The 430-nt window shown below is 60.0% G+C and carries 1 protein-coding gene; it reads right to left on the bottom strand.

Translation table 11 applies throughout. The features are described from left to right. A partial coding sequence (locus AC5Y6Y_RS25770) for a pentapeptide repeat-containing protein (protein WP_499930820.1) occupies positions 1-430 on the bottom strand: 430 nt, incomplete at both ends.

The following is a 430-nucleotide window of genomic DNA, read 5'->3' on the forward strand; positions in this document are numbered from 1 at the left end:
GATCGTGAGGTTGATTCGGCCCAGCAGCGTCATGTCGATGGGAATCTGCACGTCCGCACCGAACACGACGTCCAGCAGGACGATCGGGTTGATGACGATCGGCTCCACTATTGCGGAGGGGACGATCCCACTGATGGTGGCCAGACCGAGTCCTGTCACGTTGACCGGGACGTTGACAATGATGGGGTAAATGGTGATCGGGTCGAACTGACCGGAGATGGGGATGGCCACGTTGGTGCCCGCCACCAGATCGATCGGAATCGCCGGCAGATTGAGGGAAATGGTGATGCCGTCGAGCACTTGGCTGTCGGCGAGCATGAATGAGCCGAGGTTCATGCTGCCGGTGTTGAAGGAACCGGTGTTGAGGTCGCCTGCGTTGGCGAAGCCGGTGTTGATGCTGCCGACGTTGAAGCTGCCGGTGTTGCGATCG

Source organism: Mycobacterium sp. NGS24 (assembly GCF_059813065.1).